Source organism: Rhizobium sp. PDO1-076, from assembly GCF_000247475.1.
Lineage (GTDB): Bacteria > Pseudomonadota > Alphaproteobacteria > Rhizobiales > Rhizobiaceae > Allorhizobium.
On sequence record NZ_AHZC01000206.1, the window covers coordinates 1 to 2,601 of the forward strand.

3 protein-coding genes are annotated in these 2,601 nt (G+C 58.5%); all 3 read left to right on the plus strand.

Annotation, left to right across the window (positions count from 1 at the left end; genetic code table 11):
- The first annotated feature begins 132 nt into the window (after window positions 1-132).
- A complete protein-coding gene (locus PDO_RS12430; protein ID WP_007601997.1) occupies window positions 133-1,209 on the plus strand; it encodes a type IV toxin-antitoxin system AbiEi family antitoxin in 1,077 nt (358 codons plus the stop codon).
- Window positions 1,197-2,066: a nucleotidyl transferase AbiEii/AbiGii toxin family protein gene (locus tag PDO_RS12435; protein ID WP_007601999.1), complete on the plus strand. Its 870-nt coding sequence runs from the start codon at window positions 1,197-1,199 to the stop codon at window positions 2,064-2,066. Before PDO_RS12430 ends, PDO_RS12435 begins: the two co-directional genes overlap by 13 nt.
- A 188-nt stretch (window positions 2,067-2,254) precedes the next feature.
- A partial coding sequence (locus PDO_RS12440; protein WP_007602001.1) for a PDDEXK family nuclease occupies window positions 2,255-2,601 on the plus strand: 347 nt, incomplete at its 3' end.

Here is a 2,601-nt window from a genome sequence, read left to right on the forward strand (position 1 = left end):
ATGCCGCTGGGTGCCTTTGAAGACTGGGAAACTGGATAATTTCAGGCTGGATCGAGTTTTCAGCGAATGTTGAAAATGATAAATCTAGTGAAACAGCTTGACTATTTTCATTGGAAATAGCATTTTCAGCGAATGTTGAAAGCACCCAATTCGATGAATGACGTGGAGGTCTGCGCAGCCGAGGCAATCGGCGCACTGTTGCGCCGGGTTTCGGTCATAAGCGTCGAAAAAATCGAGCTTACCGAACCCGGATCCAGTTTCGATATTCTTGCTGAGATTCGGCTCAATGGCAAACGGCGGTTCCTGGCCTGCGAGGTCAAACCGGTCGGACAGCCCCGGCATGTCCGCGCGGCACTTCTGCAATTGCGCAAAGCGGCAGGAGAGCTAGAGCCACCTGCGATGCCGGTTTTCATTGCTCCGTATCTTTCCCCGGAAGCGCAGGCTGTGTGTCGGGAATTCGATGTGGGATATCTCGATTTGGTTGGTAACGCCTGGGTGGAATTCGACAGCGTTTTTATCGAACGCCAGGTTGAAACGAAGCCGCCGGCGATCCAGCGCAGCCTCAAGTCGGTCTTCAAGCCGAAGTCGGCGCAGGTTCTAAGAGTCTTGCTGCGAGATCCCGGCCGGGCATGGCGTGTCGTGGATTTGGCCTCGGCGTCGGACGTCAGCCTCGGCCATATCAGCAACGTTCGTAGCGAGCTGGTGGATCGCGAGTGGGCGGAAATCACCGGGGACGGATTGCGCCTCACCCGACCCGACGATTTGCTCGACGCGTGGCGTGATGATTACGATGCACCGGCAGGCGAGCACCTGTCTTTCTACACGACGCTGCATGGAGCCTCATTCGAGGCCGCCGCGCGTACCGCGCTGAATGCGGAGCCCGGCCGCCCGCGCGCAATCTTCGCATCGTTCTCGGCCGCGCACTGGTTGGTGCCCTATGGGCGCGTGCCAACGCAATATTTCTACGCCGATGAACCGGGCGTTGAGCGCTTGCGTGACGTCCTCAAGCTCTCGCCTGCCAGATCGGGTTCTAATGTCGCCGTCACGGTGTTGAAAGAGCAAGGCCTGTTCGGCGACGCCGTCGAGCCTGCCCCGACGGCAATCTGCACGAGCCCCGTTCAGACCTATCTGGATCTTGCCGCCGCTGGCGAGCGGGGACGGGAAGCTGCGGAGCATTTGAGAAAGGAAGCCCTCGCATGGAAAAAATAGTGCCGCCCGATCCTCAGTCCGCCGCAGATTACGAGGATCGTACCACGAGGGCCGTAAAAGGTGTCCTCCTTGAGATCGGACAGATCCTCGGCAGCTTCAAGGGCAAGTTCGCCGTGATAGGCGGCGCCGTGCCCTGGCTCCTCCTCGACAACGACGACATGCCTCACGTTGGAACACTCGACGTCGATCTCGGTCTCGATGCTGAAGCGCTCGGTGATGGAGACTATGTCAATCTCGTCGAAGCGCTGATGGGGAATGGCTACAAACAGCGCGAAGAACTGAGGCGCTTCCAGCTGGTGCGGGAAGTTCCGATCGCCGATGGAGGCGCGCCTATCGACATCGTCGTCGACTTCCTCATGCCTCGTCATGCGGAGATTGTGAAGAATAGTCCTCCCATCCTCAAAGACTTCGCTGTCCAGAGAGCCGACGGAGCCGATCTGGCATTACGCTTTTATCAGTTGGTGGCAATCAGCGGTGACATGCCGGAGGGCGGTACGAATCGTGTCGAGGTTGCGGTCTGTTCGATTCCAGCCCTGCTGGCGATGAAGGGCTACGCGCTGAATGGAAGGCACAAGCAAAAGGACGCCTATGACATCTACTATTGCATCCGCAACTATCCCGACGGGATCGAGGTGCTTGCGGAGGCTTGCCGCGCCGTGCTGGCGGAGAAGAGCGGCGCCCAAGGCTATCAGTTCATCTCGGACAAGTTCGACACGCCTGAAGGATATGGCGCAACGAGCGTCAGAAAGTTTGTAGCCGAGACCGCGATCCTTGATGGGCGGACAGAGCCGCAGTGGCAGCAGGATGCGTTCGGACAGGTTGATGCCTGGCTGCGGGCGCTTGGCCTGCGCGGATGATCACAATGCGCTGCAGTCCTCACAAACCGGGTTCCGGCCACCATCGTTGACGACAGCGGGGGCACGCTGTCATTTTGTCGCCACTGACTCCTAAGTGAGCTTTCCGTCCGACGTTGCAAAGACCATCCCCGTCGGATACTCCAAAAACGTTAGAGTTGTCTTCAACCTTTGTTTGCAATCCTTCTTTCATGCTGCCACGCGATTACAGACTGCACGAGCTGAACGAGGACGAGTTTGAAAAACTCGTCGTGCGTATCTGTGTCCGGTGGCTCGGAGAAGGCGTATCCCCCTTTGCGCCCGGCCGCGATGGAGGGCGCGACGGAAAATTTTGCGGCACTGCCAATTCCTTCCCCAGCACAGCCGCGCCGCTCTCCGGCCATTGCGTGCTCCAAGCCAAGCACATCAGCGCGCCCAACAAGTCGTGCTCGGACTCCGATTTCGCGAACCTGCTCGGCAAGGAGCACGCCAAGATCAAACGTCTGAACGGCGAGGCGATCTGCGACCACTATCTCGTCTTCACCAACCGGAAGGGCAT

Excerpts from the sequence above, each read along its gene's own strand:
- PDO_RS12435 (WP_007601999.1), top strand. The coding sequence starts at position 1,197 with ATGGAAAAAATAGTGCCGCCCGATCCTCAGTCCGCCGCAGATTACGAG.
- PDO_RS12430 (WP_007601997.1), top strand. The coding sequence starts at position 133 with ATGTTGAAAGCACCCAATTCGATGAATGACGTGGAGGTCTGCGCAGCC.